The organism is Streptomyces sp. 4F14, from assembly GCF_048159485.1.
Classification (GTDB): Bacteria; Actinomycetota; Actinomycetes; order Streptomycetales; family Streptomycetaceae; genus Streptomyces.
The window spans coordinates 24,198-47,288 of record NZ_JBLRVY010000048.1 but is presented as its reverse complement, the minus strand read 5'-3'; the positions used below and the strand labels follow the sequence as shown (position 1 = coordinate 47,288).

Below are 23,091 nucleotides of genomic sequence, written 5' to 3'. Positions count from 1 at the left end.
ATCCTCTCGGATCAGGACTGCGCTCATTGTTACCTATACTCACAATGAATGGCATCCTGTTATTGTTCCCGCATGGCCACACCAGATTCCGACAGCGTGCTCGCCGAGCAGTTGCTGCGGTTCACCCGCCGCGTGCACCGCATCCAGAAGCGGCACATCGAGGAGTGCGGTCTCGGGGTCACCCCGGCCCAGTCCCGGCTGTTGCGCACGCTCGCGCAGTACTCCTCCCCGCCGCGCATGGCCGACCTCGCCGAGCGCCTCGAAGTGGTCCCGCGCGCGGTGACGACCCTGGTGGACGGCCTGGAGGCGAACGGCAAGGTGCGCCGGGTCCCCGATCCGACGAACCGGCGGGTGATCCGCATCGAGCTCACGGAGGACGGCCGTACGGCGCTGAGCCGGCTGCGCGGGGCGCGGCGTACGGCGGCCTCGGAGATTCTCGCGCCGCTGTCGCGGGACGAGCGGGAGGAGCTGGGGGAGCTGCTGGGGACGCTGCTGGGCGGGATGCCGGTGCACGGCTGAGGTGGTCTCCGCGCAACGAGAACAGCGACCGCCGCACCCGAGGGTCCGGGTGCGGCGGTCGTTGTGCGATGTCGGTCAGCTCACTTCGGGTGCGGGCTCCTTCTTGGTGAGCTGGGCCGGCACGGCCGCCTGCCCCTCGCCCTTCCCCTCGTCCGTCTCGTCCTCCGCCGTCACGTCGATCTCCCCGTCCAGCACCTTCCGTGCCCGTTCGAGGTCCAGCGCCCCTTCCCAGCGCGACACCGCGAACACGGCGACGCAGTTGCCGAGGAGGTTCGTGACGACGCGCATCGAGTCCATGATCCGGTCGACGCCGAGCAGCAGGGCGACCGCGCCGGCCGGGATCGCGCCCAGGGAGGACGCGGTCGCGGAGAGCGCGAGGAAGGCGGAGCCAGGAATGCCGGCCATGCCCTTGCTGGTCAGCATCAAAACCAGGACGACGGTGATCTGCTGGCTGAGGCTGAGGTCGACGCCGACGGCCTGCGCGATGAACAGGGTGCCGATGGAGAGGTAGAGGGAGGCGCCGTCGAGGTTGAAGGAGTAGCCGGTGGGCAGGACGAGGCCGACCGCGTCGTCCCGCGCGCCCGCCTTGCGCAGCTTCTGCATGACGCGCGGCATGACCGACTCGGTGGACGCGGTGCCGAGCGCGAGGAGCATCTCCTCGCGGATGTAGCGCAGGAACTTCCACAGGCTGAGGCCGGTCACGATCCGCAGGGCGACGGCGAGCAGCGCGATGAACACGGCGGCTGCGGCGTAGCACAGGGCGATCAGCTTGCCGTAGGTCTCGATCACGCCGAGGCCGTAGTTGCCGATCAGGACGGCCATCGCGCCGAACACGGCGATCGGCGCGAGGCGCATCACGAAGCCGACGATCGCGAAGATGATCTCCTGCGCCTGCTCGATCGCGGGCAGCACCTGCGGGACCTTCGTGTGCCCGAGGTGCAGCAGCGCCGCGCCGACGAGGCAGGCCAGGATCAGCACCTGGAGCAGGGAGTTCTCGGCGAAGGCGCCGACGAACGAGGTCGGCAGCGAGTGGAGCACGAACTCGGTCGTGGACGGCAGCGAGCCGCCGTTCGTCTTCGCGTCGACGGCCGCCGTGTTCAGCGTGGCCGGGTCGACGTTCATCCCCGAGCCCGGCTGGACCAGGTTCGCGGCGAGCAGCCCGACGATCAGGGCGAACGTGCTCGCGACCTCGAACCAGATCAGCGCCTTGAGCCCGATCCGGCCGAACGCCTTGAGGTCACCGGCCTTGGCGATGCCGACGACGACCACACAGAACACCAGCGGCGAGATGATCGTCTTGATCAGCCGGATGAACCCGTCGCCGAGCGGCTGCAGGTCGGAGGCGAAGCCCGGCCACAGCTTGCCGACGGCGATTCCGAGCACGAGCGCGATCGCGACCTGGGTGAACAGCGAGGTACGCAGCGTTCGTGCGGCGCGTCGCGGCAGGGACGGTACGGACTGCGGCACGGGCACTCCTGGGAGGGACGGTGAACTCACAGAAACCGGACAGGACTTCTGCGATACGGAAAGCGTCTTCCGTGTCGATCACTTTGGAGTGCCCGTGGCTCGTAGGGAAGACCTCCGTGTTGCCGATTTGTAAATCACGTCATGAGTGATGCATCACACATCGGAAGGTTTCAGCAGGCGCTACTGTCCTCGGTCAGTACGCCCTGAACCGCTGTCACCGTGCGGTCGTAGCAGCCCCGGGAGCCCGTCAGCCGGTAGCGCTCGCTCGTCGTGGCGACGCCGTGGCGCTGGTCGCGCGGCACTCCGGTCGTGTACGTCGCGTCGCCCGTGTACGTGTCGTCGAGCCGCGACCAGCGCCCGCGCGTGTCGCTGACGGCGGCCCGGTCGGCGAGCGTCATGACCGTACGCAGCCGGTCGTCCGCGCCGATCGTCGTCGCGCCGTCCATCGTGTACGTCCGGTGCGCGCGCGTGGTGTGCCTGCCGACGGTGACCGTCTCGTCGTCCGTCCACACCCCGTCCAGGGCGTCGAGCCTCTCGCCCTCGGTCCAGCGGTGCGTGGAGGTGTGGGCCAGGGCCCGGGTGACCGTGGTGGTGACCCGGCCGTGCGAGGTGTCGGCGTACCCGGCGACCGTGAGGCGGTGCGCGGCCTTCGTGTCGACGCGGTGTTCCGTACCGGGCGCGTGTGTCGAGGAGCCCTCCGGGGCGCCCTCCCGGTGGACGGTCACTTTGCCGGTGACCTGCTTCTTTCCGGCGTCCTGCCAGACCAGGACGTTGACCGGCGCGCTCCAGCCGGTCTGGCCCTCGGGGACGCCGACGACCGAGACCTCGACGCGGTGCGGGCGGCCGTCGTTGAGGACGCCGGCGAACGGGGTCAGGTCGTACTCGATCGGTTTGATGTCGAAGGCGCGGGGGCCCGGGACGACGTACCAGAGGAACGGGTTGGACCAGCCGCCGGTCCACACGGTCGGGAACGGGGTGGCTATCCCGGCGAGCCGGCCGTCCACCCTGATCTGGACCTCGCGGTAGGGGCCGTCGGGGGTCTGGCAGGAGTACGGGGCCGGGGCGGGCACGGAGAGGTACCAGTACTCCTCGCAGCCGCCGCCGGAGCCGGTGGCGTAGACCTCGGCGAGGATGCGTTCGCTGTTGCGGGGGGTGGTGAGGGTGTTGTCGGGAGTGAGGGTGAGGACCTTGTCGGGGGCTGAAGCGCCTTTCTTTCCGGGGGACTTGTAGAACGTCAGCGTCACTTTGACGTCCAGCACGCCCGTGTACGTGTCGTCGACCACGTTCCCGATCAGCATCTCGACGTCCTGCGCGCGGCGCAGCGTGTCCGTGTAGCGCGTGACGTCCTTCTCGACCGACCACTCGATGCCGTCCGGGGACGGCTGCGGGGTCGATGTACGGAAGATCTCGACGCCGCCGATGTGGAGGTAGCCGAGGCGGTCGTACTGGCGGCCCTTGACCTTGCCGTCCATGCGCAGGACGACCTTGCTCCAGGTGTCGCCGCAGGCCGGGGGCGGGGTGTAGGTACCCCGGTAGGGGGTGAAGTCGCGGAACTGGGCCTGGGCGACGGTGACTTCGCAGGACGGGGTGGCGGGTTTCGGGATGGGCGGGGTGGCGGTCAGGGGGTCGTGCCAGTCGGAGCCGAACTCGGGTGGGACCGGGGTCGCGGCCGTCGCCAGGGTCGCCGTCAGCGGGAGGATCGCCGCCGTCAGCGCGGCGAGCATGGACATGATGAGCCGTCTGGTCATGGCCGGTGTTCTAAGGGGAGTCTCCCCCGTCCCGCAACCGTGCGGTTCAGGACGCCAGATCGGCCCGGTCCCCCATCACCACGACCGGGTGCGCGGCCGGGTCCAGGGTCCGCAGCAGGTGCTCCATGCCCGCCTTCGAGAGGCTGACGCAGGCCGAGGTGCCGCTGCCGTGGTCCATGTGGAGCCAGATGCTCCCTCCCTTCCTCTCCCCCTCCGGGCGGGTCGGGTCGCTCGGGGAGGTGCCCTTGATCCGGTTGTAGTCGATGGCGATGACGTAGTCGAAGTCGTGCCGGTACGGCTTCTGCCACCAGCTCGGCGTCTCGAAGGCGCTGGAGCGGGTGTACGGCAGTTTCGTGCCGGGGTTCTTCAGGACGCCGCCCGCGTCGGTGAGCGTGAACACCCCCACGGGGCTGCGGCCGTCGTTCTCGTGGTGATCCGTCGTCCAGCCCTTGCGCGCGTTGTGGGCCGGCCAACTGCTCTCCTTCTGCCAGGTTCTGCCCTGCTTGATGTAGAGAACGACCGTCGCGTCCGGAGAGTTCCCGCCGTTCCCGTACACCACGACGACCTGTCGTGAGGCGGCTGGGATGCGCTTCCGAAAGCCCGGGCCGACGTCCGGAAGGGTGGTCAGGGCTCGGGCGGCGGCGGGTTTCTTCGTCCCGGCGCCCGCGCCGCCGTGCGCCTGTGTGCTCCCGCAGCCGGTCAGGGCGACGAGCAGCGCTCCGGCCGCGGCCAGGGATCGCGTCGCAGTTCCTCGCATGCGTTCCATAGTCGCAATCCCGACGGCCGGGAGGAAAACCGGTTGTGATCGGCGCCCCGGCACGGCGAGGCTGACACGGTTTGCGCCTCTCTTCTGACACGAGCCGCTTGGGACGTCATGCAGATCCAAGACCTTCCGTACCGAGATCCCGGTGTGCCGGACACGCGCTCCGGGCCCCGCTTCCTGTGGTGGCTCGGCCGCAGCCAGGCGGGTGGTCAGCTCAAGTCCCTGGCGTGGGGGCTGCTGCACTTCCCGGCCGTGTCCGCGCAGCCGTTCATCGTCGGGTACGCCGTCCAGGCCGTCGTCGACCGGTCGGGCACCCGGCTCGCGCTGGCCGGCGCGCTGATGCTGGTGTGCGGGATCGCCGTCGCCGTCGGGGACACGTTCCTGCACCGCGCCGCCGTCACCAACTGGATCACCGCCGCGGCCCGCGTCCAGCAGCTCCTGGCGCGCAAGGCGTCGGTGCTCGGGGCGGCGCTCACGCGGCGGGTCGCGGCCGGTGAGGTGGTGGCCGTGTCGACCGGTGACGTGGAGAAGATCGGGTGGTTCGTCGAGGCCGTGTCGCGGTTCACGGCCGCCGCGCTCACCGTCGTCCTCGTCTGCGTCGGGCTGCTCTTCTACCAGCCCGCGCTGGGGGTCGTCGTCGCCGTCGGGCTGCCCGTCGTGGCGGTCGCGGCGCTGCCGCTGCTGCCCCGGGCGACCCGGCGGGCCGACGTCCAGCGCGAGAAGGCGGGGCGGGCGACCGAGCTGGCGTCCGACACGGTCGCCGGGCTGCGGGTGCTGCGCGGGATCGGCGGTGAGGACCTGTTCCTCGACCGGTACCGCGCCGCGTCCCAGGACGTGCGGCACGCGGCCGTCCGCAGCGCCGGGATGTGGGCGCTGATCAGCGCCCTCCAGGGGCTGCTGCCGGGGCTGCTGCTCGTGGGAGTGGTCTGGTACGGGGTGGGTCTCGCACAGGAGGGGCGGGTCTCGGTGGGGGAACTCGTCACCGTGTACAGCTCCGTCGCGATCCTTTCGTACCCCTTGCGGCACTTCGAGGAGATCGCGATGGCGTACTCGTTCTCGCGGCCGTCGGCGGAGCGGGCGGCCCGGGTGCTGTCGTTGGAGCGCGGGGGCGGTTCCGGTACGGAGTCGGCCGCTGCGGGGAGCCTCGCCGGCGGTGACCTGTACGACCCCGGCTCCGGGCTGCTCGCTCCCGCCGGGACGCTCACCGCCGTGGTCTGCGGCGATCCCGACGTGGCCGGGCGGCTCGCCGAGCGGCTCGGCGGGCACAGCGTCGAGGAGGGGCCGTCCGTGGAACTCGGCGGGGTGGCGCTGGACGCGCTGCCGCTGGACGTCGCGCGCGCCGCCGTACTCGTCCAGGACAAGGATCCCGTGCTGCTGTCCGGCTCCCTGCGCGAGCTGCTCGACGTGCCGTCGTCCGGCGCCGTCGAGGCGGACGCCGCGCTCGCCGCCGCGCGCTGCGAGGACGTCCTCGACGCGCTCACCCAGGGCGTGCCGGGCGACCCCATGAACGCGCACATCACCGAACGCGGGCGCTCCCTCTCCGGCGGCCAGCGCCAGCGCCTCGCGCTCGCCCGCTCCCTGGTCACCGACCCGGAGGTACTGGTCCTCGACGAACCGACGTCCGCCGTCGACTCCCACACCGAGGCACGGATCTCGGAGGGCGTCCGGGGCCTGCGCAAGGGGCGTACGACGGTGGTGTTCACCTCGTCGCCGCTGCTGCTGGATGTCGCGGAGCGGGTCGTCCTGGTGGACGGCGGTGCGGTGGCGGCCGTGGGCACGCACCGGGAGCTGCTGCGGGACGAGCCCCGGTACCGGGCCGTGGTGACGCGGGAGGCGGAGGAAGACGAACCCGACGAGGGTGCGCCGGGCGGCGCCGTACCCGCGATCGGCATGCGCGAAACCGGCGTACTCGGCACCGTCAGGCCCGAGTCGGAGAAGATCGAGGAGTCGGCATGATCGGCGTGCAGCCGCCCGGGTACGACCCGGCCGCGCCCACGACGGCGAGCACCCTGCCCGTCGGTGCGCCCGCCACCGTCCGCGCGTACGTCGGCGAACTGGTGCGCCGGCACCGGCGTGCCTTCCTGGTCCTGGTGGTCGTCAACACCGTCGCGACCATCGCCTCGATGGTGGGGCCGTGGCTGCTGGGCGACCTCGTCGAGCGGGTGGCGGACGGGGAGCGGGAGCTGCGGCTCGGGCTGACCGTCACCCTGTTCGCTCTCTCGCTCGGCGTGCAGGCCGTCTTCGTGCACCAGATGCGGCTGCGCGGGGCGATGCTCGGCGAACAGATGCTGGCCGACCTGCGCGAGGACTTCCTCGTCCGGTCGGTGCGGCTGCCTCCGGGTGTGCTGGAGCGGGCCGGGACCGGTGACCTGCTCTCGCGTATCACCACCGACATCGACCGGCTCGCGAACGCCATGCGTGAGGCCGTGCCGCAGCTGATCATCGGCGTGCTGTGGTCGGCGCTGCTGCTCGGCGGCCTCGTCGTGACGGCGCCGCCGCTCGCCGCCGCCGTCCTGCTGGCCGTGCCGCTGCTGGTGGTCGGCTGGCGCTGGTACTTCAAGCGGGCGCCCGCCGGGTACCGCTCGGAGGCCGCCGGGTACGCGGCCGTCGCCGCCGCGCTCGCGGAGACCGTGGACGCCGGCCGGACCGTCGAGGCGCACCGGCTCGGGGAGCGGCGCGTCGCGCTGTCCGAGCTGCGGATCAGACAGTGGACCAGTTGGGAGCGGTACACCCTCTGGCTGCGGTCGGTGCTGTTCCCCGTCATCAACGCCGTACACATCACGGTCCTCGCGTCCGTGCTGCTGCTCGGCGGGGTGTTCGTCCTGCAGGGGTGGATCGGTGTCGGGCAGCTCACCACCGGGGCGCTGCTCGCGCAGATGCTGGTCGATCCGGTCAACCTGATCCTGCGCTGGTACGACGAGCTGCAGGTCGCGCAGGTGTCGCTGGCCCGGCTGGTGGGGGTGCGGGAGATCGAGCCGGACGCCGGGGACGCCGGGCTCGTGCCCGAGGGGCGGGAGCTGGCCGCGGACTCGGTGCGCTTCGGGTACCGGGAGGGGGTCGACGTCCTGCGTGAGGTGTCGCTGTCGGTGGCGCCGGGTACGCGGCTGGCGCTGGTCGGTCCTTCGGGGGCGGGGAAGTCGACGCTGGGGCGGCTGCTCGCCGGGATCTACGCGCCCCGGACCGGGCAGGTCGCCCTCGGTGGCGCCGAGCTGTCGCGGATGACCGCCGAGCAGGTCCGCTCGCACGTCGCCCTCGTCAACCAGGAGCACCACGTCTTCGTCGGCTCCCTGCGCGACAACCTCCTGCTCGCGCGCACCGACGCGCAGGACGCCGAGCTGTGGGCGGCGCTGGGCGCGGTCGACGCGTCCGGGTGGGCGCGGGCCCTGGACGGCGGGCTCGACACCGAGGTCGGCTCCGGCTCTCTCGCCGTCACGCCCGCGCAGGCCCAGCAGATCGCGCTGGCCCGGCTCGTCCTGGCCGACCCCCACACCCTCGTCCTCGACGAGGCGACCTCCCTCCTCGACCCGCGCGCGGCCCGCCATCTGGAACGCTCCCTGGCCCGTGTCCTCGACGGCCGCACGGTCATCGCCATCGCCCACCGGCTGCACACCGCGCACGACGCGGACGTCATCGCGGTCGTGGAGGACGGGCGGATCACCGAGCTGGGCAGTCATGCGGAGCTGGTCGCGGCGGGCGGGGCGTACGCGGCGCTGTGGAGGTCGTGGCACGGGTGAGGCGGGTGGGCGGGGGCCTGCCGGCGATGCCGGGCGAGTGGGCGCGGGAGGTGGACCGGCGGGGCTCGACGTGCAGGTGAGCGAGGCTCGCGCCGGGCAGCCGAACGGTGTCCCGCGGCGTGCGCCTCCGCCCCCGTACCCCCTGCCGTCGCCCCTCGCCCCCGGCGTTGCCGTTGCGCGGGCGCGGGGGCGGGTGGAACGTTGGAGGGCAGTACCCGCGCGCGGTGTGGTCCGCCGCGCGGCGGGTGTCGGTGGACGGGATGTCGTCCCCACCCTCTGGAGGTGTGTGTGACCAGCGGCGACGGATGGGGAGACGACGTCTACCAGCCCGACGGGTCCGAGGTGCAGGACGACGCGGGGCTGCTGGACGCCGAGGACACCCTCGACCAGGACGGCGTCGGCGACCCCCTGGACCGCGGCTGGTCCCCGCCGGAGCGCCCGTGGGGCGTGGAGCACACCGGCGTGACGGCGGCGGAGGCCCGGCGCGGGGAGACCCTGGACGAGCGGCTCGCCGAGGAGGTCCCGGACGTCTCCGCCTACGACGGCGACGGCCTCGGCGACTACGACGGCGGTGACGGCGAACTCCTCGACAACGAGGTCGGCGCCGTCCGCTCCGGCCGTCTCGTCGCTCCCGACGAGGGCGCGCACGAGGACGAGGAGAGCGGCCTGATCGCCACCGACGTCGGCATCGACGGCGCGGCGTCCTCCGCCGAGGAGGCGGCGATGCACATCGTCGACGAGGACGCGCTGTCGGGGTGAAGGCCCCCGATCACCTTTCCCGAAGGAGACCCGATGCAGCAGGACCAGCACCCCGACTACCACGAGGTCGTCTTCCGCGACCGCTCCGCCGGCTACGCCTTCCTGACCCGCTCCACCGCGACGAGCGCGGAGACGATCGAGTGGGACGACGGCGAGACGTACCCGGTGGTGGACGTGGAGATCTCCTCGCAGAGCCACCCCTTCTACACCGGCAAGGCCCGCACCCTCGACACCGAGGGCCGCGTCGCCCGCTTCGAGCGGCGCTACGGCGAGGGCTGAGCCCGGCGTCAGATGAAGTTGAGGGCCGCCGCCCCGCCGACGCCGCCCAGCAGCATGAACACCGGCATGAGCACCTTCAGCTCGACCCAGCTCCCGGCGCGGAACCGCATCGCCTTCGGCGGCCCGATCGGGTACCAGCGCTTGCGGCCGATCGGGATGGGCCACAGGACCGGGCAGCCGGAGACGGTCAGCGCGTCCCCGAGGTCGTGGACCAGCGCGCCCAGCACGATCGGCAGCCCCAGCCACAGGTACTCCTGGCCCGGGTCGGTGAACAGCCAGTCCGCGCCGTTGCCGGGTTTGTCCAGCACCCCGGCGATGATCCACGCGCTGCTCGCCGCCAGCAGCCACACCAGGATGTCGCTGCTGGAGCCTCGGGCGGCCCGCCACAGCAGACCTTCGATCGCCAGCACCATGTGCACGAAGAGGAGCGCGAGCACCGCCCAGCGGCCGCCCATGATCGCCAGCGCCGAGGCGCCCGCGCCGATCATCACCGCCCACAGCCAGGTGTGCGTCAGCGTGCGGTGCCCTCCCGAGCGGCGCGGGTCGCCGGGCTTGCGGGTCGCCTTGTAGACGGCGTACGACAGCTTGTCGACGATCTCGCAGAGCCAGCGCGAGACGGGCCCGAAGGCGCGCGAGATGGTGGCGGCCTTGTGGTCGAGGTCGGGGGCGAGGGCGGCGCCCGCGCAGATCAGCGCGCCGGCCAGGACGACCGGCCAGGGCATCGGCCGGCCCGCCGCGGCGGCGGCCGCTCCGACGCCGAGCCAGGCGGCGGCGCCCGACAGTGAGTGTGCTGGTCCCATCATGGCGCTCGCCCGCCCCGTTCCTCTTGTGCCGCTGTCCAGTTGACCGGGTGCCCTGACACTCCGTCGGCGCCACAGCGTAGCGGTCGTGATCATCGCACCGGCAGCCGATTCCCCTCAGAAGGGTCCGGACAGGCAAGATGGGTGTGTGACCCTCATCGATCTGCTGCCGCCGACCGCCGACCCCGACGCCCTGTACGAGGCTTTCGAGTCCTGGGCGCAGGAGCGCGGTCTCACCCTCTATCCGCACCAGGAGGAGGCGCTGATCGAGGTGGTCTCCGGGGCGAACGTGATCGTGTCGACGCCGACCGGGTCCGGCAAGAGCATGATCGCGGCGGCCGCCCATTTCGCGGCGCTGGCCCGTGACGAGGTCACGTTCTACACGGCCCCCATCAAGGCGCTGGTGTCGGAGAAGTTCTTCGAGCTGTGCAAGATCTTCGGCACGGAGAACGTCGGCATGCTGACCGGCGACGCCTCCGTCAACTCCGACGCCCCGGTGATCTGCTGCACCGCCGAGGTCCTCGCGTCGATCGCGCTGCGCGACGGCAAGGACGCGGACGTCGGCCAGGTCGTCATGGACGAGTTCCACTTCTACGCGGAGGGCGACCGGGGCTGGGCCTGGCAGATCCCGATCCTGGAGCTGCCGCAGGCGCAGTTCGTGCTGATGTCGGCGACGCTGGGCGACGTCTCCTTCTTCGAGAAGGACCTCGCGCGCCGCACCGGCCGGCCGACCTCGGTGGTCCGCTCGGCGACCCGGCCGGTGCCGCTGTCCTACGAGTACCGCTACACGCCGCTCACGGAGACCCTCACCGATCTGCTGGACACCCGTCAGGCGCCGGTCTACATCGTGCACTTCACGCAGGCGCAGGCGGTGGAGCGGGCGCAGGCCCTGATGAGCATCAACATGTGCTCGAAGGAGGAGAAGGAGCAGATCGCCGATCTGATCGGCAACTTCCGCTTCACCACCAAGTTCGGCCGCAACCTCTCGCGGTACGTCCGGCACGGCATCGGGGTGCACCACGCGGGCATGCTGCCCAAGTACCGCCGTCTGGTGGAGAAGCTGGCGCAGGCCGGCCTGCTGAAGGTGATCTGCGGGACGGACACGCTGGGTGTCGGGGTCAACGTCCCGATCCGTACGGTGCTGTTCACGGCCCTCACCAAGTACGACGGGAACCGGGTGCGGACGCTGCGCGCGCGGGAGTTCCACCAGATCGCCGGGCGCGCGGGGCGGGCCGGGTTCGACACGGCGGGGTTCGTCGTCGCGCAGGCGCCGGAGCACGTCATCGAGAACGAGAAGGCGCTCGCGAAGGCCGGTGACGATCCGAAGAAGCGGCGCAAGGTGGTCCGCAAGAAGGCGCCGGAGGGCTTCGTGGCCTGGACGGAGAACACCTTCGACAAGCTGATCGAGTCGGAGCCGGAGCCGCTGGCGTCGCGTTTCCGGGTGACGCACACGATGCTGCTGTCGGTGATCGCCCGTCCCGGCAACGCGTTCGACGCGATGCGCCATCTCCTGGAGGACAACCACGAGCCGCGCCGGCAGCAGTTGCGGCACATCCGCCGGGCGATCGCGATCTACCGCTCGCTGCTGGACGGCGGCATCGTCGAGAAGCTCGACGAGCCGGACGCCACGGGCCGCGTCGTGCGCCTGACGGTCGACCTCCAGCAGGACTTCGCGCTCAACCAGCCGCTGTCCACGTTCGCGCTCGCCGCGTTCGAGCTCCTCGACCCCGAGTCGCCGTCGTACGCGCTCGACATGGTCTCCGTCGTGGAGTCCACGCTCGACGACCCGCGCCAGATCCTCGCCGCCCAGCAGAACAAGGCGCGCGGCGAGGCGGTCGCCCTGATGAAGGCGGACGGCGTCGAGTACGAGGAGCGCATGGAGCGTCTCCAGGACGTCACGTACCCGAAGCCGCTGGAGGAGCTGCTCTTCCACGCGTACGACACGTACCGCAAGAGCCACCCGTGGGTCGGCGACCACCCGCTGTCGCCGAAGTCGGTGATCCGGGACATGTTCGAGCGGGCCATGTCGTTCACCGAGCTGGTGTCGCACTACGAGCTGGCGCGTACCGAGGGCATCGTCCTGCGCTATCTGGCGAGCGCGTACAAGGCCCTCGACCACACCGTCCCCGACGACCTGAAGTCCGAGGACCTCCAGGATCTGATCGAGTGGCTGGGCGAGATGGTCCGGCAGGTCGACTCCAGCCTCCTCGACGAGTGGGAGCAGCTCGCCAACCCGGAGGAGATGACCGCCGAGCAGGCCCAGGAGAGGGCCGACGAGGTCAAGCCGGTCACCCTGAACGCGCGCGCCTTCCGGGTCCTGGTCCGCAATGCGATGTTCCGCCGGGTGGAGCTGGCCGCGCTCGACCACGTCGCCGAACTCGGCGAGCTGGACGGCGAGTCCGGCTGGGACGCGGACGCGTGGGGCGAGGCGATGGACAAGTACTGGGACGAGTACGAGGACCTGAGCACCGGTCCGAACGCGCGCGGGCCGAAGCTGCTCGTCATCCAGGAGGAGCCGGCGAACCGGCTGTGGCGGGTGCGGCAGATCTTCGACGATCCGAACGGCGACCACGACTGGGGCATCAGTGCGGAGGTCGACCTTGAGGCGTCCGACGCCGAGGGCCGCGCGGTCGTCCGGGTCACGTCCGTCGGACAGCTCTGAGCGCAGCCACCAGCACAGGAGAAGCACACTCATGACGAACCCCGCCGAGAGACTCGTCGACCTGCTCGACCTGGAGCAGATCGAGGTCAACATCTTCCGCGGCCGCAGCCCCCAGGAGTCCTTGCAGCGGGTCTTCGGCGGGCAGGTGGCCGGGCAGGCGCTGGTCGCCGCGGGCCGGACCACGGAGGGGGACCGGCCGGTGCACTCGCTGCACGCGTACTTCCTGCGTCCCGGCCGGCCCGGGGTGCCGATCGTGTACCAGGTCGAGCGGGTGCGGGACGGCCGGTCGTTCACGACCCGGCGGGTCACCGCCGTGCAGCAGGGCCGCACGATCTTCAATCTCACCGCCTCCTTTCACAAGCCTGAGCAAGGTCCCTTCGAGCAGCAGCTGCCGCCGGCCCGGGAGGTCCCGGACCCGGAGTCGCTGCCGACCGTCGCGGACGAACTCCGGGAGCATCTCGGGGCGCTGCCCGAGCAGTTGGAGCGGATGGCCCGGCGTCAGCCGTTCGACATCCGGTACGTCGACCGGCTGCGCTGGACCCCGCAGGAGCTGAAGGAGGCCGAGCCGCGCAGCGCGGTGTGGATGCGGGCGGTGGGGCCGCTGGGTGACGATCCGCTGGTCCACACCTGCGCGCTCACCTACGCCAGTGACATGACCCTCCTGGACGCCGTCCGTATCCCTGTCGAGCCCCTGTGGGGGCCGCGGAACTTCGACATGGCCTCCCTGGACCACGCGATGTGGTTCCACCGGCCGTTCCGGGCGGACGAGTGGTTCCTGTACGACCAGGAGTCGCCGATCACCACGGGTGGGCGGGGGCTGGCGCGGGGCCGTATCTACGACCTGCACGGGCGGTTGCTGGTGTCGGTCGTCCAGGAGGGGTTGTTCCGGGCGCTGTAGGGGTGTGCGGGGTGCCGCGCCCGGTCGTTCGGCGGGGGCGGCACCGTCGCGTGGTTCCTCGTGGTCTGTCAGGTGCGCTGGCGTGTCCGGCCCTTGCGGCGCAGCCACTTCGAGAGCCGGCGGCGTGGGTGGGGGATGTGGGGGCGGGGTGGGGGCTCGGTCCGGAGTTTGCGTCCGGACAGGGGTTCAGGTGTGGGGGCGGGTTCGGGAGCAGGCTCGGGTTCGGGGGCCGGTGCGGGTTCGGGAGCGGGCTCGGGTTCAAGGGCTAGTGCGGGTTCGGCCCGGGGCTGTGGTTCGGGGCCGGGTGCCGGGGTGGGGGCCGTGAGGCTCGCGCGGGCTTCCTGGAGTGCCTCGGCGAGGTCCGTGCGCAGCCAGATGATCTCGTCCAGGCAGTTCGCGGTCATGAGGGTCGCGGCGAGCCGGGCGGAGGGGGAGCCGGGGGCTCCGTGGGTCGGGAGGGCGGGCCGGGAGCGGTTGAGGTAGGCCCGCTCGTACGGGTCAGTGACGAGGTCGGTGATGTGGGCGGGGTCGAGGAAGGCGACCACGGCGCCGGCCCGCTGCCAGGGGGTCTCGGCCTGGCGGAGCAGGAAGCCGAGGTGGCGGCCCCGCCAGTTGCGGGCCCTGCGGTCGAGGCCGTCGGCGAGCCGGGCGCGCAGTTTTTCGGGTGTCCGGCCGTGGAGCATGGGCGTGTTGGCCGGGTCGTCGGCGAACTGCCGGAGTTCTTCGGCGAGGTAGAGCCAGACGACGGCCCGGTACCGGTTGAGGTAGAACCGCACCGGTACGACGAGTCCGAGGCGGGCGAGGCGGGAGAAGCGGGCGGGTGAGATCTGCAGGAGCTCCGCCGCCTCGGCGGTGCCGACGGTGCGCACCTCGTCGAGGAAGGACTCCGGGAAGCCCGGCTGGGCGCGCAGCCGTTCGACTTCGGTGTACGGGATCCGGCGGCCGCCGCCTCCCTCGTCCGGCACGCTCCGGATCCGTCCGAGGTGGACGGCGAAGTCGAACTCGCCGCGCTTGATGCCCAGTTCCTTGGCCGCGCGGCCGGGTGTGCAGGTGAGCGGGCGTGGTCGGGCTGTTGTGTGCTGAGACATGGTCGGTCTCCCCCGTGGTCGGTCGGGCTCCGCTCCGTTCGCGGTGTCCTCGGGAAAAACCGTAGCCGTTTTGCCGGATCTGCGGCCAAGCCTGTGGATAACTTCGTATACACCGGGAAATGGGCAGGTCAGCGCTCTGTGAGGGGAGTTCGCTCGGGTTGGCGCACATCCATCGTGAGGTGTTCGCCGACGCGGCTGACGAGGAGGGTCATCTCGTAGGCGACCTGGCCCATGTCGGCCTCGGCGCCGGTCAGGACGCACAGGCAGCTGCCGGTGCCGGCGGCGGTCACGAAGAGCAGGGCGTCGTCGAACTCGACCATGGTCTGGCGGACTTGGCCGGCGCCGAAGTGGCGTCCCGATCCCTTGGCGAGGCTGTGCAGGCCGGAGGAGACGGCGGCGAGGTGTTCGGCGTCCTCGCGGCGCAGTCCGGTGCTGGCGCCGGCCACCAGTCCGTCGGTCGTGAGGACGAGTGCGTGGCGTACGTGTTCGACGCGTTCGGTCAGGTCGTCCAGCAGCCAGTCGAGTCCCTGGTTCTGCCCCATGCTTCGCTCTCCCCGCGTACATCTCCCCGTTGGGTCCCGCCCGTGCGAGGACTTGTCCGCCACCCTTCCGCAGTTTCGGGGGCCCGAGCAAGGAGGATGGCGGCATGGCGAAGAAGATGACCGACGAGGAATGGCGGGCGTTCGTCTCGGACGGCACCCGTACCGCGAAGCTGTCCACGGTCCGGGCCGACGGGAGTCCGCACGTGGCCCCGATCTGGTTCGTGCTGGACGGTGACGACCTGGTGTTCAACACCGGCAAGGAGACCGTGAAGGGCCGCAACCTGGCACGGGACGGCCGGGTCGCGCTGTGCGTGGACGACGACCGCCCGCCTTTTGACTACGTGGTCCTCCAGGGCCGCGCGACGATCTCCGAGGACCTCGCCGAGGTCCGGCACTGGGCGGCCCGGATCGGCGCCCGCTACATGGGCGAGGACCGCGCCGAGGAGTTCGGCGCCCGCAACGGCGTACCGGGCGAACTCCTGGTGCGGGTCTGTGTGGAGAAGGTGCTGGCGCAGAAGGCGGTGGCCGACTAGCGGTTCAGCTCACGGAGTCGAGGAGGCGGGCCGTGTGCATGCGGCCCGCGTACTCGACGAGGCGGATGAGGACCTCCTTGCCGGAGTCGCGGTCGCGGGCGTCGCACAGGACGACGGGGGTGCCCTGGTCGAGGTCGAGGGCGCGGGAGACGTCGGGCGCGGCGTACGCGCGTGCGCCGGTGAAGCAGTTGACGGCGACGACGAACGGGATGTGCCGGTGCTCGAAGTAGTCGACGGCCGGGAAGCAGTCCTCCAGGCGCCGGGTGTCGGCGAGGACGACGGCGCCGAGGGCCCCTTGGGAGAGTTCGTCCCACAGGAACCAGAAGCGGTCCTGGCCGGGTGTGCCGAAGAGGTAGAGGGACAGTCCGGAGCGGATGGTGATCCGGCCGAAGTCCATGGCGACGGTGGTGGTGACCTTCTGGTCGACTCCGTCGGTGTCGTCGACGGCCTGTCCGGCTTCGCTGAGGAGTTCCTCGGTGCGCAGCGGTTTGATCTCGCTGACGGCGCCCACGAGGGTCGTCTTGCCCACGCCGAACCCGCCGGCGACCAGAATCTTCAGCGCCAGCGGGGCCGTCTCGCCGGTGGCGTCGGGGTGCTCGGAGGCCATGGATCACTTCTCTCGGGGATGCCGGCGTGCGGAGGTGTCGTCCGGGGGCAGCAGGATGGCGACCGGGGTCCTTCGGCGGGCGGTTCGACCGCCATCCGTCTTTTGTGACCGTTCTTGTTCTTTTCGAGGTCCTGAGGGGCGCGAGATGCGTACGTATACGCGCGCCCGGTGACAGGTGTTCATCTACAGGGCCCGCAGCCCTTCGATGACCTCCCGCAGGATCCTTTCGTCGGGCAGGTGCGCGGGCGGCACGGGGCGGCTGACGGTGACGCGGCCCGTCTCCAGCAGGTCCCCGAGGAGCACCCGGACCACTCCGACGGGCAGGTCGGTCCCGGCGGACAGTTCCGCGACGGACTGCGTCTCGATGCGGCACAGGTCGATCAGGGCGCGGTGTTCGGGGCCGAGCGCGTGGTCGTCCTCGGCGCCGGACGCGCCCGGGTCGAGGGTGACGAGGGCGATGAGGTCGAAGCGGACTCCGGTGGGCCCCGGCCGGGTGCGTCCGCCGGTCATGGCGTACGGCCGCACCAGGGGTCCGGCGTCGTTGTCGTACCACTGGGCGCTGGTCGGCTGGTCGGTCATCGGGGGTCTCATCCGGCGGCGGGCGGGCGCGCGGTGACGCGGGGCGGGGTGTGGAGGTGTTCGCCGACGCGTTTGACCAGGCGGGCCATCTCGTAGGCGACGAGGCCGATGTCGGCGGTGGCGGCGGTCAGGACGGCGAGGCAGGAGCCGTCCCCGGCGGCGGCGACGAAGAGGAAGCCGTCGTCCATCTCGACCATGGTCTGGCGCACCGTGCCGGCCCCGAAGTGCCGTCCCGCGCCCTTGGCGAGGCTGTGGAAGCCGGAGGAGACGGCGGCGAGGTGTTCGGCGTCCTCACGGCCGAGGTCCGTGGAGGCGCCCACGGCGAGGCCGTCGTTGGACAGCACGACCGCGTGCCGTACCTCGCCGACGCGCATCACCAGGTCGTCCAGCAGCCAGTCGAGTTCCCCCGACCGCTGGGACGGCCTCGTGCCGGGGTCCTGGATCATGCGGGGTCTCCTTCGCTGCCGGTTCGCGGCCCGGCCGCTCGGCCGGGCTGTCTGCCGCCGCCGCGGGCCCAGCCCGCGCGGTAGGCGGCCATGCGGTCGCGGACGACCTCGGGGGTGCGTCCGTCGTCGCGCGGGGTGTGCGGGCGCTGCGGTTCCTCCGCGCGCGGGCCGCGCAGTTGGGGGACGAGGCTCGCCTGCCGCACCCGGCGCGGGAGGTCGTCGTCGGCTTCCGCCGGGGGCTCCTCGGGCTCCGGGGGGCGGTGCAGGCGCAGGGGGGTGACGCCGGGGGGCGGGGGCCCGGAGGCGTGCGCCTGGGCGGGGACGGGTGCCGGGGCGATCAGGGCGGGGCGGTCGGCGGGCGCGGTCACGGCTTCGTGTTCCCGCTCGCCGGGCACGCGCGCGTACGCGGGTTCACCGGCGTGTTCCGGTACGGCGGCCCGCGCCGCTTCCTGGGCGGAACGTTCCGGCTTGCCGGTGTCCAGGAGGGCGGTGGGCAGCAGGACGACGGCTGTGGTGCCGCCGTAGGGGGAGGTGCGCAGGTGGACCTTGATGCCGTGGCGGGCGGCGAGCCTGCTGACGACGAACAGGCCCAGGCGGTCACTGTCGAACAGGTCGAGCGCCTCCGACTGGGTGATGCGCCGGTTGGCGCGCGCGAGGGCCTCGTCGCCCATGCCGAGGCCCCGGTCCTCGACCTCGACGGCGTACCCGTTGCCGACGGGTTCGCCGGTGACCCGTACGCGCGTGTGCGGGGGCGAGAACTGGGCGGCGTTCTCGACGAGTTCGGCGAGGAGGTGGGTGAGGTCGGCGACGGCGGCGCCCGCGACGGACGCGGCGGGGAGCTGGCGCACCTCCACGCGCGCGTAGTCCTCGACCTCGGAGACGGCGGCGCGCACCACGTCGGTGAGCGGGACGGGCATCCGCCAGGCCCGGCCGGGCGCGGCGCCGGAGAGGATGATCAGGCTTTCCGCGTGGCGCCGCATGCGGGTGGTGAGGTGGTCGAGGCGGAAGAGGTCGCTGAGTTCGTTCGGGTCGTCGGAGCGGCGCTCCATGCTGTCCAGGAGGCTCAGCTGACGGTGCACCAGGACCTGGCTGCGGCGTGCGAGGTTGACGAAGACGCCGGAGATGCCGCTGGCGAGTTCGGCGCGCTCCACGGCGGCCCTGAGGGCGGCGCGGTGGACGGTGGTGAGGGCCTCGGCGACCTGCCCGGTCTCGTCCTCGGTGCGGGGTCCTGACGGGGCCTCCGCGCGGACGTCGATCTCCTCGCCCGCGCGCAGCCTGCGCATGGCCTCGGGGAGTTTGCGGCGGGCGATCTCCAGGGCGCCGTTGCGCAGGCTGACGAGTTCGACGACGAGGCCGCGCCCGATGCGTACGGAGATGACGAGCGAGGCGACGACGGCGGCGAGGCCGAGCAGGACGGCGGCGCCGGCCGGGGTGAGCAGCCCGCGTGTGAAGGGGTCGGCGCGGCGGACGACCTCGTGTCCGGCGTCCGTCTCGATGGCGCGCATCCCGCTCTGCACGCGCGCGTGGGCGGCGTTCCAGGCGGCCTCCGGCGCGGCGGCGAGGGCCCGTTCGCCGGGGGCGTTCGCGAGGACGCGGTTCTCGGCGGCGGTCAGGGCGGTGTAGGCGTCGTCCTGGGCCAGTGCGCGCCAGGCGGCGCGTTCGGGGCCGCGCAGGTCGGTGACGGCGGCCTCGGTGAGGGTGCGGCGGGTCTCGGCGGCGCCGCCGAACATACGCATCCGCTCGGTGTCGAGGCGGCCCACCCGGCGCGCGCCCGCGAGGACGGCGTCCTCCTGGGCGAGGGCTTCGGCGGCGCGGGAGAACTCGAGCAGCACGCGCGCGTCGGAGCCGAGTTCGGCGTCCTGGATGCCGGTGAGGGCGCCGCCCACGGCGAACGCGTCGGAGACGGTCCGGGTGTAGCGCGCGTACGCCTGTGACCAGTCGGCCTTCCCGCCGAGGACCGCGCCGCGCAGGGTCCGCAGCTGTTCGGCGCCGGTGACGAACGCGTCGAGGCGCTGGGCGACTCCGGCGGGCAGTTCCTGGGCGTCGGCGACGGTGCTGTCGTCGCCGAGCCGCAGCCGGGCGACCGCGCGGTCCGTGGCCGAGGCGAGCCGGCGCAGGGTGTCGCCCTGTGCGGCGCGGGGCTGGGTCGCGTACCGGACGGCGGCCGCGCGTTCGGCCTGGAGGGCGGCGACGGCGTCGGCGACGGGGGCGCGGACCTGGGAGTCGACGTGCTGGATCTGGCGCAGCCGGGAGACGTCCTGGGCGGTGGTGACGGTGGCGTACGCCCAGAGGGCCAGCAGGGAGACGACGGGGACCATCAGCAGGCAGACGATCTTGGCGCGGACGGTGCGGGGGCGTATTCGCCAGCGTTCCGCGCGCGGGGGCACGCCGTCCGTCGTGGCCTCGGGGCCCTGCCGGTACTCGTCGGCGGGCGGTCCGGCGTGGGCGCGGCGGCCGCGCACCGGGGGCGGCGGCTCGGTGCCGGCCGCGGTGGCCTTCCTGGGGGTACGCATGGACTCCTCGCTGGGCGGTGGGTCGGGGGGCTCGGTCCCGGTCAGGCGCGGTGGCCGACGGGTTCCACGGCCCGCTGGGCGGATGCGGACGCCTCGCGTTCCCGGGTGGTGGGCGACAGGGCGACGAAGGCCGAGGTCAGGAAGAGGTAGGACCCGAGGCCGACGGCGAGGGGGAAGATGAACTGCATCGCCGTGGCCCCGGACAGGGGTGCCCCGGAGGGGTCGACGTGCACGCTCACCGCGAGCATCCCGGTGTAGTGCATGCTGCTGACGGCGGCTCCCATGACGAGGGAGGCGACGGTGACCGCGACGGGCGACTCGATGTTGAGCGCGGCCCACAGGGCGGCGGTGGCCGCGACGACGGCGATGGCCACGGAGACGGCGACGGTCATCGGGTCGTAGTGGACGTCGCCGTGCAGCCGGACGGCGGCCATGCCCAGGTAGTGCATGCTCGCGACGCCGACCCCGGTGGTGAGTCCGCCGGTCAGCAGTGCGCGCGTGCGGTCGCGTCCGTAGCCGACGGCGAACACGCCCGCGCAGACGACGACCATGGCGACGAGCAGGCTGAGGACGGTCAGCGGCACGTCGTAGCGGATGTCGGTGCCGCTGACGGCGAAGCCGAGCATCGCCACGAAGTGCATGGTCCAGATGCCGGTGCCGATGGCGGAGGCGGCGGTGATGAGCCAGTTGCGGCGCGACCGTCCGGTGGCGGCGAGCGCGCGGACGGTGCAGCGCAGCCCGAGGGCGGCGCCGGTGCAGGCCATCACGTACGACAGCACGGGGGTCAGCCATCCGAAGGCTGCGTGGTCCAGGTGTCCCATGGCTCAGGGACGCTAGTCGGGGCAGGGGCACACAAAGGGAGCAGGTTTCGGAAAGTGCCGCAATCTGGCGGAGATGTGCGCACAGCTGATCAGGTGGCGTCCGGACATGCGCGCTGCGGGTGTCTCCGTGTCGGTGCGCCATCATGCGTCCCATGAGCGACGACCGCACACACGTCCAGGAGTTCTTCACGTCCCGCGCGGCGACGTGGGACGCCAGGTTCCCGCACGACGGTCCCGCGTACGCCGCCGCGGTGGCCGCCCTGGGGCTGCGTCCGGGCGACCGGGTGCTGGATGCCGGCTGCGGCACCGGACGGGCCCTGCCGCCCCTCAGGGCCGCCGTGGGGGCCTCGGGAGCGGTCCTGGGGGTCGATGTGACCCCGGCGATGCTCCGGGCCGCCGCGGAGGCCGGACGCGGCCGTGACGGGCTGCTGCTGCTCACCGACGTCTCGGCGCTGCCGTTGCGGGACGCGGCGCTGGACGCGGTGTTCGCGGCGGGCCTGGTCTCACACCTCGGCGATCCCGCCCGCGGCCTGCGGGAGTTGGCGCGCGTCGTGCGTCCCGGCGGCACGCTGGCCCTGTTCCACCCCGTCGGCCGCGCGGCGCTGGCGGCCCGTCAGGGGCGGCGGCTCGCCCCGGACGACCTGCGCGCCGAGCCCAGCCTCCGGCCGCTGCTGGCCGGTTCGGGCTGGCGGATGACGTCGTACGTCGACGAGGACGACCGTTTCCTCGCGCTGGCGACGCGCGGGCGCTGAGACCGTCCCGGCCCCTTCTGCCGGAAAAGTTCCGTCCCTAGGTTGGGCGGCGGGAGTTCGCGCGGTCGGCAGGAGGAGGGTGGTCCGTGTGACAGGCGGGTTCCGCAGGGCCTGGGAGAAACTGACCCGGACGGAGGTCCGGCGCGACAGGGCGCCGAACCTGTTCGAGGCGGCGGCCGTGTACGTCGCGGCGTGCGCCGAGGACGATCAGGAGCGGATCGACGAGGCGGGCGCGTGGGTGTCGCCGGAGGCGCTCTCGTTCGGGGTCCGTGAGCTGGCCTGCCGCGCGGTGGTCGCGCTCGCGCGCGAGCGCGGCGAGTCTCCGCAGACCGTCGCCCGCGCGCTCCTCGGACTGCCCGCCGCCTGAGACGGGCCGATTCGTCCCCCCTCTTCCCCGTCTTCACGAAAACTGCAGCTCCGGGTCCGTCTGGGAGTCGTGACAAGCGCCTCACAGGCGCACTAGGGTGCGCGCCGTTGGACGAACCCGCGGGGAGGCTGGGATGGCCGGGACGGACGAGGACATCGTCGCCGCCGATGATGCGCTCTATGTGCTCACGGCGGTGCTGCTGACACCCGCTCAGTTCCCGAGCGCGCTGGGCGACGACTACCCGGAGGCGTGCGCGGCGCTCGGACTCCCGCCGCTCGCGGACGGGTACGGGCTGGTGTTCGGCCAGGACGGCGTGGGCGCGCGGTGGACCGTGGTCGTCGACGACGTGTCGCTGGTGGCGGTCGCGATCGCCTCCTGGGACTGCGGGATGGAGTACGACCTGTCGCCGGACGACCGGACGGTCGTCGCCGGTCTGCCCGGCTGGCCCCTCGCGGTGGCCGTCTCGGCGCCCGGCGTGCCCGCGCCGCACGACCCCGCCCCGAACGCCGCCGACGGGCCCGCGCTGGTCCCGCCGGACACGAGCGTGTGGGGGTCGGCGCAGCGGCGGCTGGGGGCCGACGAGATAGCCCTCCAGTGGGCGACGTGGCGCGAGCAGATCGACGACGCGAAGTTCGAGCCCCGGCGCGAGCCGGACGCCGCCGAGCGGCCCAGCGACGTCCGGCGGGTTCTCGCGGAGGCCCGCGCATACGTCGAGACGCCGCCTCCGCTGGGCCGGGTGCGGTCGTCCTTCGCGCCGGGCGAGGCGCGCACACTGCGCGCCGACGGGCCCGGCTGGTCGCTGGTGGCCCGCACCGACGACATCGCGTTCGTGCTCCTCGACGACAAGCCCGGTGAGGTGCTGCCCGTCGGGCGCGGGCCGGAGCTTCCGGGGCTGCTGGAGGCGCTGGACCGGATGGCGGTCAGGCCGAGCTGAGCCGGGCGCGCTCCCGCGCGGGCGGGTGGGCGCCCGGCCCCGCGCTCAGCGGCCGAGTTCCTTGCGGCTGATGCGGCGCAGCCTGCGCCGCTGGGACGGATCCAGCGTGAGGTACGCGGCCGCCGGGACTCCTATCACGATCAACAGCGCCGCCCACCAGGGCAGCCAGATCAGCAGGAGGATCCCGGCCGCCACCCCTCCTGCGGCGATCTTCGCGTTCTTCGACATGTGCGTCGCCTCCTTCGCGGCCACTGCCGCTCTCTGGTGTGAGAACGGCTCC

Annotated in this window: 23 protein-coding genes; 11 read left to right on the top strand and 12 right to left on the bottom strand. The window is 72.4% G+C overall.

Annotated features, from left to right (window positions below; all coding sequences use genetic code 11):
- The first annotated feature begins 72 nt into the window (after nt 1-72).
- A complete protein-coding gene (locus ACLZOT_RS47325; protein ID WP_416975494.1) occupies nt 73-519 on the top strand; it encodes a MarR family winged helix-turn-helix transcriptional regulator in 447 nt (148 codons plus the stop codon).
- Nucleotides 520-594: 75 nt separating this feature from the next.
- Here the strand turns inward: ACLZOT_RS47325 and ACLZOT_RS47320 are convergent, their stop codons facing one another.
- From ACLZOT_RS47320 to ACLZOT_RS47310, 3 genes are all read right to left on the bottom strand, one after another.
- Nucleotides 595-1,986 (bottom strand): cation:dicarboxylate symporter family transporter, encoded by a 1,392-nt coding sequence (locus ACLZOT_RS47320; protein ID WP_416975493.1) that lies wholly within the window; start codon nt 1,984-1,986, stop codon nt 595-597.
- Between the two features lie 170 nt (nt 1,987-2,156).
- On the bottom strand, nt 2,157-3,734 hold the full coding sequence (locus ACLZOT_RS47315; protein WP_416975492.1) for a peptide-N4-asparagine amidase: 1,578 nt from the start codon (nt 3,732-3,734) through the stop codon (nt 2,157-2,159).
- Nucleotides 3,735-3,780: 46 nt separating this feature from the next.
- A complete protein-coding gene (locus ACLZOT_RS47310) occupies nt 3,781-4,491 on the bottom strand; it encodes a L,D-transpeptidase family protein (RefSeq protein ID WP_416975491.1) in 711 nt (236 codons plus the stop codon).
- Between the two features lie 117 nt (nt 4,492-4,608).
- Here ACLZOT_RS47310 and ACLZOT_RS47305 point away from each other — a divergent pair, with 117 nt between their 5' ends.
- The 4 genes from ACLZOT_RS47305 (at nt 4,609) to ACLZOT_RS47290 (ending at nt 9,269) form a co-directional block, all read left to right on the top strand.
- Nucleotides 4,609-6,453: an ABC transporter transmembrane domain-containing protein gene (locus tag ACLZOT_RS47305; RefSeq protein WP_416975490.1), complete on the top strand. Its 1,845-nt coding sequence runs from the start codon at nt 4,609-4,611 to the stop codon at nt 6,451-6,453.
- Nucleotides 6,450-8,231 (top strand): ABC transporter ATP-binding protein, encoded by a 1,782-nt coding sequence (locus ACLZOT_RS47300; RefSeq protein WP_416975489.1) that lies wholly within the window; start codon nt 6,450-6,452, stop codon nt 8,229-8,231. Before ACLZOT_RS47305 ends, ACLZOT_RS47300 begins: the two co-directional genes overlap by 4 nt.
- Before the next feature lie 288 nt (nt 8,232-8,519).
- Nucleotides 8,520-8,990 carry a DUF5709 domain-containing protein gene (locus ACLZOT_RS47295; RefSeq protein ID WP_416975488.1) on the top strand — a complete coding sequence of 157 codons (471 nt, stop codon included), beginning with the start codon at nt 8,520-8,522 and terminating at the stop codon, nt 8,988-8,990.
- Nucleotides 8,991-9,023: 33 nt separating this feature from the next.
- A complete protein-coding gene (locus tag ACLZOT_RS47290) occupies nt 9,024-9,269 on the top strand; it encodes a type B 50S ribosomal protein L31 (protein WP_416975487.1) in 246 nt (81 codons plus the stop codon).
- 8 nt (nt 9,270-9,277) lie between these two features.
- Here the strand turns inward: ACLZOT_RS47290 and ACLZOT_RS47285 are convergent, their stop codons facing one another.
- Complete coding sequence (locus tag ACLZOT_RS47285) at nt 9,278-10,072, bottom strand: metal-dependent hydrolase (protein ID WP_416975486.1); 795 nt, start codon at nt 10,070-10,072, stop codon at nt 9,278-9,280.
- Nucleotides 10,073-10,217: 145 nt separating this feature from the next.
- Between ACLZOT_RS47285 and ACLZOT_RS47280 the strand changes: the two genes are divergently transcribed.
- Nucleotides 10,218-12,731: a DEAD/DEAH box helicase gene (locus ACLZOT_RS47280; RefSeq protein WP_416975485.1), complete on the top strand. Its 2,514-nt coding sequence runs from the start codon at nt 10,218-10,220 to the stop codon at nt 12,729-12,731.
- 31 nt (nt 12,732-12,762) lie between these two features.
- Entirely contained in the window at nt 12,763-13,629 is an 867-nt protein-coding gene (locus tag ACLZOT_RS47275; protein WP_416975484.1) for an acyl-CoA thioesterase, read from the top strand.
- Between the two features lie 68 nt (nt 13,630-13,697).
- Here ACLZOT_RS47275 and ACLZOT_RS47270 read toward each other — a convergent pair whose 3' ends face one another.
- Together ACLZOT_RS47270 and ACLZOT_RS47265 are read right to left on the bottom strand one after the other, a co-directional pair.
- Nucleotides 13,698-14,717 carry a DUF6397 family protein gene (locus ACLZOT_RS47270; protein ID WP_416975483.1) on the bottom strand — a complete coding sequence of 340 codons (1,020 nt, stop codon included), beginning with the start codon at nt 14,715-14,717 and terminating at the stop codon, nt 13,698-13,700.
- Between the two features lie 128 nt (nt 14,718-14,845).
- The gene (locus tag ACLZOT_RS47265; protein WP_416975482.1) at nt 14,846-15,259 is read right to left on the bottom strand and encodes a roadblock/LC7 domain-containing protein; all 414 of its coding nucleotides are present in this window, start codon (nt 15,257-15,259) and stop codon (nt 14,846-14,848) included.
- Between the two features lie 104 nt (nt 15,260-15,363).
- On the opposite strand from ACLZOT_RS47265, the gene ACLZOT_RS47260 reads away from it, so the two are divergent.
- Nucleotides 15,364-15,792 (top strand): PPOX class F420-dependent oxidoreductase, encoded by a 429-nt coding sequence (locus ACLZOT_RS47260; RefSeq protein WP_416975481.1) that lies wholly within the window; start codon nt 15,364-15,366, stop codon nt 15,790-15,792.
- A 4-nt stretch (nt 15,793-15,796) separates the two neighbouring features.
- Here the strand turns inward: ACLZOT_RS47260 and ACLZOT_RS47255 are convergent, their stop codons facing one another.
- The 5 genes from ACLZOT_RS47255 to ACLZOT_RS47235 all read right to left on the bottom strand — a co-directional run bounded on the left by ACLZOT_RS47255 (nt 15,797) and on the right by ACLZOT_RS47235 (nt 20,758).
- Nucleotides 15,797-16,399, bottom strand: coding sequence for a GTP-binding protein (locus ACLZOT_RS47255; protein WP_010355426.1), 603 nt, complete (start codon nt 16,397-16,399; stop codon nt 15,797-15,799).
- A gap of 183 nt (nt 16,400-16,582) precedes the next feature.
- Nucleotides 16,583-16,978: a DUF742 domain-containing protein gene (locus ACLZOT_RS47250; protein WP_416975480.1), complete on the bottom strand. Its 396-nt coding sequence runs from the start codon at nt 16,976-16,978 to the stop codon at nt 16,583-16,585.
- A gap of 8 nt (nt 16,979-16,986) precedes the next feature.
- Nucleotides 16,987-17,424, bottom strand: a complete 438-nt coding sequence (locus ACLZOT_RS47245) for a roadblock/LC7 domain-containing protein (protein WP_416975479.1) — start codon at nt 17,422-17,424, stop codon at nt 16,987-16,989.
- Complete coding sequence (locus tag ACLZOT_RS47240; protein WP_416975478.1) at nt 17,421-19,937, bottom strand: nitrate- and nitrite sensing domain-containing protein; 2,517 nt, start codon at nt 19,935-19,937, stop codon at nt 17,421-17,423. Before ACLZOT_RS47240 ends, ACLZOT_RS47245 begins: the two co-directional genes overlap by 4 nt.
- A gap of 41 nt (nt 19,938-19,978) precedes the next feature.
- Nucleotides 19,979-20,758 (bottom strand): MHYT domain-containing protein, encoded by a 780-nt coding sequence (locus ACLZOT_RS47235; RefSeq protein WP_416975477.1) that lies wholly within the window; start codon nt 20,756-20,758, stop codon nt 19,979-19,981.
- Nucleotides 20,759-20,910: 152 nt separating this feature from the next.
- Between ACLZOT_RS47235 and ACLZOT_RS47230 the strand changes: the two genes are divergently transcribed.
- The 3 genes from ACLZOT_RS47230 (at nt 20,911) to ACLZOT_RS47220 (ending at nt 22,811) form a co-directional block, all read left to right on the top strand.
- Nucleotides 20,911-21,510, top strand: a complete 600-nt coding sequence (locus tag ACLZOT_RS47230; RefSeq protein WP_416975476.1) for a class I SAM-dependent methyltransferase — start codon at nt 20,911-20,913, stop codon at nt 21,508-21,510.
- An 88-nt stretch (nt 21,511-21,598) separates the two neighbouring features.
- Complete coding sequence (locus ACLZOT_RS47225; RefSeq protein ID WP_416975475.1) at nt 21,599-21,877, top strand: hypothetical protein; 279 nt, start codon at nt 21,599-21,601, stop codon at nt 21,875-21,877.
- A gap of 133 nt (nt 21,878-22,010) precedes the next feature.
- Nucleotides 22,011-22,811: a hypothetical protein gene (locus ACLZOT_RS47220; RefSeq protein ID WP_416975474.1), complete on the top strand. Its 801-nt coding sequence runs from the start codon at nt 22,011-22,013 to the stop codon at nt 22,809-22,811.
- A 45-nt stretch (nt 22,812-22,856) separates the two neighbouring features.
- Here the strand turns inward: ACLZOT_RS47220 and ACLZOT_RS47215 are convergent, their stop codons facing one another.
- Nucleotides 22,857-23,039 carry a hypothetical protein gene (locus tag ACLZOT_RS47215; protein WP_416975473.1) on the bottom strand — a complete coding sequence of 61 codons (183 nt, stop codon included), beginning with the start codon at nt 23,037-23,039 and terminating at the stop codon, nt 22,857-22,859.
- Between the last annotated feature and the right edge of the window lie 52 nt (nt 23,040-23,091).

Bases quoted from the DNA above. Each gene is read 5' to 3' on its own strand.
- ACLZOT_RS47325 (WP_416975494.1), top strand. From the start codon at position 73: ATGGCCACACCAGATTCCGACAGCGTGCTCGCCGAGCAGTTGCTGCGG.
- ACLZOT_RS47315 (WP_416975492.1), bottom strand. From the start codon at position 3,734: ATGACCAGACGGCTCATCATGTCCATGCTCGCCGCGCTGACGGCGGCG.
- ACLZOT_RS47310 (WP_416975491.1), bottom strand. From the start codon at position 4,491: ATGCGAGGAACTGCGACGCGATCCCTGGCCGCGGCCGGAGCGCTGCTC.
- ACLZOT_RS47305 (WP_416975490.1), top strand. From the start codon at position 4,609: ATGCAGATCCAAGACCTTCCGTACCGAGATCCCGGTGTGCCGGACACG.
- ACLZOT_RS47300 (WP_416975489.1), top strand. From the start codon at position 6,450: ATGATCGGCGTGCAGCCGCCCGGGTACGACCCGGCCGCGCCCACGACG.
- ACLZOT_RS47290 (WP_416975487.1), top strand. From the start codon at position 9,024: ATGCAGCAGGACCAGCACCCCGACTACCACGAGGTCGTCTTCCGCGAC.
- ACLZOT_RS47285 (WP_416975486.1), bottom strand. From the start codon at position 10,072: ATGATGGGACCAGCACACTCACTGTCGGGCGCCGCCGCCTGGCTCGGC.
- ACLZOT_RS47275 (WP_416975484.1), top strand. From the start codon at position 12,763: ATGACGAACCCCGCCGAGAGACTCGTCGACCTGCTCGACCTGGAGCAG.
- ACLZOT_RS47270 (WP_416975483.1), bottom strand. From the start codon at position 14,717: ATGTCTCAGCACACAACAGCCCGACCACGCCCGCTCACCTGCACACCC.
- ACLZOT_RS47265 (WP_416975482.1), bottom strand. From the start codon at position 15,259: ATGGGGCAGAACCAGGGACTCGACTGGCTGCTGGACGACCTGACCGAA.
- ACLZOT_RS47260 (WP_416975481.1), top strand. From the start codon at position 15,364: ATGGCGAAGAAGATGACCGACGAGGAATGGCGGGCGTTCGTCTCGGAC.
- ACLZOT_RS47255 (WP_010355426.1), bottom strand. From the start codon at position 16,399: ATGGCCTCCGAGCACCCCGACGCCACCGGCGAGACGGCCCCGCTGGCG.
- ACLZOT_RS47250 (WP_416975480.1), bottom strand. From the start codon at position 16,978: ATGACCGACCAGCCGACCAGCGCCCAGTGGTACGACAACGACGCCGGA.
- ACLZOT_RS47245 (WP_416975479.1), bottom strand. From the start codon at position 17,424: ATGATCCAGGACCCCGGCACGAGGCCGTCCCAGCGGTCGGGGGAACTC.
- ACLZOT_RS47240 (WP_416975478.1), bottom strand. From the start codon at position 19,937: ATGCGTACCCCCAGGAAGGCCACCGCGGCCGGCACCGAGCCGCCGCCC.
- ACLZOT_RS47235 (WP_416975477.1), bottom strand. From the start codon at position 20,758: ATGGGACACCTGGACCACGCAGCCTTCGGATGGCTGACCCCCGTGCTG.
- ACLZOT_RS47230 (WP_416975476.1), top strand. From the start codon at position 20,911: ATGAGCGACGACCGCACACACGTCCAGGAGTTCTTCACGTCCCGCGCG.
- ACLZOT_RS47220 (WP_416975474.1), top strand. From the start codon at position 22,011: ATGGCCGGGACGGACGAGGACATCGTCGCCGCCGATGATGCGCTCTAT.
- ACLZOT_RS47215 (WP_416975473.1), bottom strand. From the start codon at position 23,039: ATGTCGAAGAACGCGAAGATCGCCGCAGGAGGGGTGGCGGCCGGGATC.